8 protein-coding genes are annotated in these 6,752 nt (G+C 54.6%); 1 reads left to right on the plus strand and 7 read right to left on the minus strand.

Translation table 11 applies throughout. The features are described from left to right. Window positions 1-86: 86 nt before the first annotated feature. Window positions 87-863 carry a sulfite exporter TauE/SafE family protein gene (locus tag ACTG34_RS03900; RefSeq protein WP_439103703.1) on the minus strand — a complete coding sequence of 259 codons (777 nt, stop codon included), beginning with the start codon at window positions 861-863 and terminating at the stop codon, window positions 87-89. A 145-nt stretch (window positions 864-1,008) separates the two neighbouring features. Between ACTG34_RS03900 and ACTG34_RS03905 the strand changes: the two genes are divergently transcribed. Further along, entirely contained in the window at window positions 1,009-2,682 is a 1,674-nt protein-coding gene (locus ACTG34_RS03905) for an acyl-CoA dehydrogenase family protein (RefSeq protein ID WP_439103704.1), read from the plus strand. Between the two features lie 19 nt (window positions 2,683-2,701). Here the strand turns inward: ACTG34_RS03905 and recO are convergent, their stop codons facing one another. The 6 genes from recO to acpS form a co-directional block, all read right to left on the minus strand. Then, the gene (gene recO / locus ACTG34_RS03910) at window positions 2,702-3,445 is read right to left on the minus strand and encodes a DNA repair protein RecO (RefSeq protein WP_439103705.1); all 744 of its coding nucleotides are present in this window, start codon (window positions 3,443-3,445) and stop codon (window positions 2,702-2,704) included. Window positions 3,446-3,511: 66 nt separating this feature from the next. Further along, entirely contained in the window at window positions 3,512-3,844 is a 333-nt protein-coding gene (locus ACTG34_RS03915; RefSeq protein WP_439103706.1) for a DUF1491 family protein, read from the minus strand. A gap of 3 nt (window positions 3,845-3,847) precedes the next feature. Continuing rightward, window positions 3,848-4,771, minus strand: coding sequence for a GTPase Era (gene era / locus ACTG34_RS03920; protein ID WP_439103707.1), 924 nt, complete (start codon window positions 4,769-4,771; stop codon window positions 3,848-3,850). Then, window positions 4,764-5,453 (minus strand): ribonuclease III, encoded by a 690-nt coding sequence (rnc, locus tag ACTG34_RS03925; RefSeq protein ID WP_439103708.1) that lies wholly within the window; start codon window positions 5,451-5,453, stop codon window positions 4,764-4,766. The genes era and rnc overlap by 8 nt, the downstream gene beginning before the upstream one ends. After that, window positions 5,450-6,226: a signal peptidase I gene (lepB, locus tag ACTG34_RS03930; RefSeq protein ID WP_062217436.1), complete on the minus strand. Its 777-nt coding sequence runs from the start codon at window positions 6,224-6,226 to the stop codon at window positions 5,450-5,452. Before lepB ends, rnc begins: the two co-directional genes overlap by 4 nt. Window positions 6,227-6,378: 152 nt before the next feature. Beyond that, window positions 6,379-6,752: holo-ACP synthase (gene acpS / locus ACTG34_RS03935; protein WP_439103709.1), on the minus strand; the 374-nt coding region annotated here is incomplete at its 5' end.

A 6,752-nucleotide genomic window follows, 5' to 3' on the forward strand; every position in this document is an offset into this window, starting at 1 on the left:
CCATCGGATAGGGCGTCTCAGTACAAATGTGAAAAGGCGCGCCACTCGGCGCGCCTTTTTGATGTCTACGACATGTCTGCTAGCGATTACATAACCCCACGACGGATCAGATTAAGCCCCGCAATAATGAGTACGAACAACGTCATCCGTCGGAATTTCTTTTGGTCCAGCCGATCCTGAACCTTGTTGCCCATGGATTGACCAATCATTACGGGAACGATCATCAATAGCGACAGTGGCAGTGTTTGCGCGCTCAAAACGCCCGACCGGATGTGCGCAAGGCCAAGCGTGATAGCACCCGCCCCGAAAATTACACCTGTAATTCTGATCTGTTCTTTCTTTGGCGTATCAATCGCGGTGAGATAGGTCACTGTAAGCGGGCCCCAAATTCCTGCAAGGCCACCCAGAAAACCAGAGGCGGCTCCAACCAAAACGTCCATCCGCCCGCGCTTGCTTGGATCAACATACATCACCCGCCCTTTGAGCAAGAACAATGCGAGCGCCACAATGGGAACGCCCAAAATAAGCAAGACTACATTTTGCGGCAACGCAGCGACAAGTTGTGCGGCGATAACGATGAAAACGAGCAATGTCGCGATATAGAGTTTAAATCCACCGGCCACATCTACCGCTGCTTTTATCCCGCCCCCGCGCAGCGATTGCCACACGTTGGACAGAACAGTCGGCACAATCATCGCCGCAATCGCCGTCTCGGGCGGCAGAATTGACGCCAAGCCAGAGACCATAATCATGGGCAATGCAAAGCCTGTAGCGCCTTTTACAAATCCCGCGAGCACTGTGATCGCGAAGGCGAACACGAGTTGCGGGAGGGTGAGTAGGTCGGTGAGTGCTTCAATCATCATAGTGCGGTTTTATCATCAAAATCAGAGGGGTCATCAAAATTCCGTCGCGACGCTTTCGAAATGAAATTGCGCCTATTTATAAAATATTATTGCGCTGCAATTGCAAAAAGCCTAGATCTACACTACCTTTTCTGGAGAGATTCCTATGGCCCTAGACAATGACGACACCCAAATGACGACCGCTCTCTTGCCCGAGCTTTTGACCCTGACGGCTGCGGCTATTCCTGCGGCGCAAGACCTTCAAGAGCGCGCCAAAGCCGCTTTGCGTGTCGAATTTTTAGACGGGGGCCGGATTTCAGGGGCGAAAATCGACGCTAACCAAACAGCGGCCCATGGCCTTGCGTGGCTGGCGACATATGTCGAAGCACTGCGCCAGATGCAAAAATGGGCCACGTCACTTTGTGATGAAGGCAAGTTTGGCGAAATGGAGCAGCTCATTTTGCAAATCTCCTTTGGCGAGTACCTCAGTCAGATATATGGCGGCATTCCGATGAACCAAGGAGAGATCGTGCGTTTGTCCGATCTGGGCCTAGGTCTCGTGCAACCCTCTGAACAAAGCGTGACGAAGCTCATGTTGTCGGGCAACACTGTACAGGCTCGAACTCGCCTTGTTGAACTGATGCGCGACAATCACGGCCATGCGACGTTCGGCGCCTCTGGCCTCGATGACGAGCTCGAAATGGTCCGCGATCAGTTCCGCCGCTATGCCGACGAAAAGGTGGTCCCGTTCGCGCACGAGTGGCACCTCAAAGATGAATTAATCCCAATGTCCGTCATCGATGAATTGGCCGAAATGGGCGTATTCGGATTGACGATCCCTGAAGAGTTCGGAGGCTTCGGCTTTCCAAAGGCGGCGATGGTCGTCGTCTCAGAGGAATTGTCGCGCGGATACATCGGCGTTGGTTCATTGGGCACGCGTAGCGAAATTGCCGCCGAACTCATCTTGTCGGGCGGGTCACAGGCCCAAAAGGAAAACTGGCTCCCTAAGCTCGCAAGCGCGCAGACGCTCCCCACCGCCGTCTTCACCGAGCCAAACACCGGATCAGACCTCGGCGGATTGCGCACACGCGCCGTAAAAGACGGCGAAACCTATACGGTGACAGGCAATAAAACATGGATCACGCACGCCGCGCGCACCAATCTGATGACCCTCTTGGCACGAACAGACTCTGCGACAACGGACTACAAGGGCCTATCAATGTTCTTGGCGGAGAAGACCGCTGGCGATGACTCGAACCCGTTCCCAACAGATGGTATGACGGGCGGAGAAATCGAAGTGCTCGGCTACCGCGGCATGAAAGAATACGAACTTGCTTTTGACGGATTCAAAGTGGATGCGGCAAACCTTCTTGGTGGCGAAGAGGGCAAGGGCTTCAAACAACTGATGGAGACATTCGAGTCCGCGCGCATTCAAACCGCAGCCCGCGCCATTGGGGTCGCCCAAAACGCCCTAGAGGTCGGCATGAAATACGCCGAGGACCGCAAACAATTCGGCAAGTCGATTATCGAATTCCCACGTGTTTCAGGAAAACTCGCGATGATGGCCGTCGAAATTATGGTCGCACGCCAACTCACCTATTTCTCCGCATGGGAAAAGGACAACGGGCATCGCTGTGACGTGGAGGCCGGAATGGCAAAACTGTTGGGAGCGCGTGTGGCGTGGGCCGCTGCTGATAACGCGTTGCAAATTCATGGCGGCAACGGCTTCGCCCTTGAGTATCAAATCAGTCGCATTCTATGTGATGCGCGAATTCTCAACATCTTTGAGGGTGCTGGTGAAATTCAGGCGCAGGTTATCGCGCGCCGCCTTCTCGCATAAGCGTACCCACGAAAACTGTTTAAAAAGGCGGCGCTGCTTGTGCTGCCTTTTTTGCAAGCCGGTCCAACAACCGTGTACGAGCTTGCGGCAAAGGCTTGTCTGACAGCTCCGCGAGAATTTTCGCAATAAAGTGTCCGGTGGTGGTCATGCCCGCAATGATTTCGGCATAATCCAAAGACGACTGGCCAAGCAATGACTGCGGCAACGGCAAAAGCCGATCCGCCCACTCACCTGCGCCCTGACGGCTGACAGCCCTGCCCGATTTTGGCGAGACATAGGCGAGGTCATCGGGACTACCCGTCACCGCGCACGCGGACAGGTCAAGACCGAATCCCAACTCGTCAAGCAAGGACACTTCCCAATGCAGGTAGGCCAAGGGCCAGTTGGGATCGGTTCCAAGCCGGTCGAATAACCCCATGGTTTCGGCGTACAGATATGCATGAGGTTCGCGTTCCGGCAACGTCGAAGTGAGCAACGCGGCGAGCGTGTTGAGCCCCTCTAACGCCAAAGCGTCATTCATGACATCCGCGGCGCGAGAACGGATTGGCTCCACCACAAAGCTCCCCAAATGGTCCTCAAGCCGCGCTTTCCATGTCACCGATATATGACCACCCGGTTGCAAGTGCGGCGTCATTTTGCGTGACACCCCGCCGCGCACGACGCCGGCGTGACGGCCATGGCCTTCGGTAAATACCTCGACGACGACAGACGTTTCGCCGTACTTGCGGACCGCTAATACTGTGCCATGATCCTGCCATTCCATGCGCGCATATTCCGTGGGACGCGCCGCTCTTGCAAGCGATGTTTATGCATGACGTGAGGCGGGCCTTTAGTCTGACAGACCAACCTCGTCCAAAAGTGTACGCCCATGGCGGTCCTCGACCTCGATGATCCACACATCCGCATCAAAGCTTTTTTGTTTGGCCAAACTCGCATCCACATCACGCTCATCACCCTGTGTCAAAACCTGCCATTCACGGCGGTCTTCCATAAGGTTGAACTCGCGTTGAAACGCCGTTGCTTGTCCGTCCAGTGTATTGAGTTTGATCAAAATCGCGCCCGCGGTGGTATCGCCTTTTTTGACCACGAACGCGGGAATATCAGCGAGCCGCAGGCGCGACAGATACGCCGACACCCAAAAATCAGCCGTCAGACGTGCCACAGATCACGCGTTTCCGTCTTTAAAGTCGAGTCCCATTTCGCCGTAGCGCTCAGCCTCTTCAAGCCAGTTTGGACGCACTTTAACCTGCAAGAACAGGTGAATTTTACGATCAAGAAACTCTGACAATTCCTCACGCGACTGGCGAGAAATCCGTTTAATTGTCTCGCCACGTTTGCCCAAAATAATACCTTTGTGACCGTCACGTGCCACGTAGACAATCTGATCCACACGCGCGGACCCGTCTGCACGCTCTTCCCACTTTTCCGTCTCGACCGTGAGCTGATACGGCAACTCTTGGTGCAGGTTCAGCGTTAGCTTTTCGCGGGTCATTTCCGCCGCGATCATGCGCAATGGCAAGTCGGCGATTTGATCCTCAGGATAAAGCCAAGGCCCCATGGGAATCTCTTTTGCAAGCCACTTGCGAAGATCATCAACCCCGCGCCCTTTTTCTGCGGAGATCATAAATGTCTCAACAAAATCAAACCGCTCATTGAGCTTTTGTGTCATGGCGAGCAATTTTTCAACGTCGACCATATCAATCTTGTTAATGGCCAGAGCGATTTTGCCGCGCACAGGGTTTTCGGCCAACGCGGCGAGAATGCCCTCGACGCCTTCGGACAAACCGCGATGCGCCTCAACCATCAACACGGTGATATCTGCGTCAGCGGCACCTCCCCATGCGGCCGTAACCATCGCGCGATCAAGCCGTCGCTTGGGCTTAAAAATACCCGGCGTGTCTACAAAAACGATTTGGCTATCGCCCTCAATCGCGACACCACGAATACGCGCGCGGGTTGTTTGCACCTTGTGTGTAACGATTGAAACCTTGGCGCCAACCATACGGTTGAGCAATGTCGATTTCCCTGCGTTCGGCTCACCAATAAGAGCCACAAAACCAGCACGGGATTGGTCGTTTGCGTCAGCCATTTTTGGCCTCCAGTTTGTTCAAAAGCGCCTTTGCGGCGGATTGTTCTGCGTTGCGTTTAGAGGCAGCTTTTGCCTGTTCGCTCTCGCCGCTTTCTAGCACTACTTTAATAGTGAAAACGGGTGCGTGATCTGGGCCTGTGCGCTCAACTGTCTCGTAACGCGGCGGGTTTTGTTTGCGGGCCTGTGCCCATTCTTGAAGTGCAGATTTCGGGTCGCGCGCGTCATCCTCCACACCCTCGATCCGCTCTCCCCAAAGGCGTAGAACCATATCGCGTGCGGTTTCAAATCCTGCGTCGAGATAGACGGCTGCAATTATCGCCTCCATCGCGTCGGCCAACAGCGCCTCTTTGCGCCGTCCTCCCGACAACATCTCGGAGCGCCCAAGTTTGAGAACATCACCAAGGTTGATTTGACGCGCAACATCCGCGCAAGTCTCTTTGCGCACAAGCGCGTTGAAGCGTGGCGCAAGCTGCCCTTCGGCGGCAGATTTGTCTGCTTGGAACAGCGCCTCAGACATCGTCAGGCCCAGAACTCTATCGCCCAAAAACTCTAAGCGTTGGTTGTCTGGGCGCGTTGCCGATGACAACGAGCTATGCGTTGTGGCGCGCGTCAAAAGCTCAGCATTTTTGAACTCATGCCCGAGACGCGTCTGAAACGCTTTGAGATCGGCTGAAATTTTCAATTGATTTTCTCGTAAAAACGATCAAGTCGCCACGTCCAAAAGAACAGGAGGGATTTACCGGCGGCGGAGAACATGACGCGATCCACTCGACCGAGCAGAAACTCCTCGGGGACAAAACCGACACCGACCGGCTGAGCCACGCGGCTATCGGCGGAGTTATCGCGGTTGTCACCAAGGAAGAAATATTGACCGGCAGGGACGGTAAACACGGCGGTATTATCAACGCGAGACTCACCGATATTTAAGATCGAGTGCGACGTCCCTCCAGGGAGCGTTTCAATGAACTTCTCTTTGATGCACTGGCCACCCAAACCCGGCGCGGGGTTGGAGCAACGCGGCGTGTTGCCTGCGGACCCCTGCCCCTCATAGGTCTCGACAAACACGCCATCGGGTGTTTGTTTGGCCTCTTCGCCATTGATGAACAGCACACTGTCTTTCATCTGGATCTTATCACCAGGCAGACCAACGAGACGTTTCACAAAGGCGCGGTGTTGGGTCGGGTGCTCGAACACGACGACATCGCCGCGCTCGGGCGCCTTGTCCAGAATGCGGCCCGATACGGGGCACATGAACGAGAACGGGCACGAGTATTTAGAATAGCCATAGCTCATCTTGTTGACGAACAAAAAGTCACCAATCAGCAAGGTGTCTTTCATCGAAGAGGATGGGATAAAGAACGGCTGAAAAAAGAAGGACCGAAAAATTCCTGCAATCAATAGGGCGTAGACAACCGTTTTTACGGTTTCTGTCGCACTGTCTTTAAAGCTGCTCATCTGTGCTCAAGTCCGTTCTGTCAAATAAGGGCGCGCCAATACGCGCGCTAGGTCGCTCAATGATTGGCGCGGCGCATGGAGTCAAGGTGAAGCCGTGCCACACCGCGCACTTCAGCGCGGAATAGGCGAGAATACTCGCACCAAGCGTTGCGTTACTCTTCGCATTTTCGCGCCTCAATCACAACAAAAGCCTGTGCCCACGGATGATCATCCGTCAACGTGACATGAATAATCGCCTCATGCCCGGCGGGCGTCATGTCGTCGAGCCGATCCTTGGCCCAACCCGTCACTCGCATAACGGGTTGCCCCGTTTCAAGGTTGCTCACAGACATGTCGATCCATGAAATCCCCATGGCAAGACCGGTACCGAGCGCCTTTGAGCAGGCTTCCTTCGCGGCCCAGCGTTTTGCATAGGTTCCCGCAACATCGCGCCTACGATCCGCTTTTTGTTGTTCGGTCGGCGTGAATACACGGTTTTTAAAACGCGTCCCGAACCGATCCAAGGTACCTTGGATACGCTCGATGT

Origin of the sequence: Celeribacter marinus (genome assembly GCF_965656515.1) — a bacterium.
Taxonomy (GTDB): domain Bacteria; phylum Pseudomonadota; class Alphaproteobacteria; order Rhodobacterales; family Rhodobacteraceae; genus Celeribacter; species Celeribacter marinus_D.